This is a genomic window from Nocardioides pocheonensis (assembly GCF_003725535.1).
In the GTDB taxonomy this organism is placed as follows: Bacteria; Actinomycetota; Actinomycetes; order Propionibacteriales; family Nocardioidaceae; genus Marmoricola; species Marmoricola pocheonensis.
Genome location: NZ_RJSF01000041.1, coordinates 30,372 through 30,898 on the forward strand (window position 1 = coordinate 30,372; position 527 = coordinate 30,898).

Consider the following 527-nt stretch of genomic DNA (forward strand, 5'->3'; position numbering starts at 1 on the left):
GGGCGCCAACGACCCGGCCTGGACGCGTGCCCAGGTCTTGGGGAGTCGGTGGGCCAGCTCGAGGGCCCGGGCGACCAGGTTCCGACCCGACTCAATGGACAGCCCCAACGCGGCGGCGAGCTCCCAGACCGCGAACTCGCTGACCAGCGGCGCACCTTCGCCGGCGATCGGGATCCCGGTGTCCCGACCGGTGCCGGTCACCAGCGTCGCCGCGTCGTCGAGGTCGTCGACCACATGGAGGTGCGCCCACTCCAGTGCCGTCGCAAGCAGCCCAGCTTCGGCGGCGTTCGCGGCTCGACGGAACCCACGCGCAGCCGCCAACACCGAAGTCGCGACGGTGGTGCCGCGGTCGGTGCTGGTGGTCGGGTTCATGGTTCGAATCTAGGGGCGACCACCGACACTTTCGGCCCGGATCCCCTTGCTGGTAAGGGAATTCGGAAGATTTCTCGAGAATCTTTCGCGCCCCCAACTCCGTAGTCGGTGCGCGTGGTTTCGGCAGGCTCAACCACCTGGGGGTTGGCTCGGCG

General features: G+C 69.1%; 1 pseudogene. It reads right to left on the reverse strand.

From position 1 onward, the window contains the following. Window positions 1–372 (reverse strand): annotated as a pseudogene (locus EFL26_RS24275) (hypothetical protein); the annotation flags it as partial. Between the last annotated feature and the right edge of the window lie 155 nt (window positions 373–527).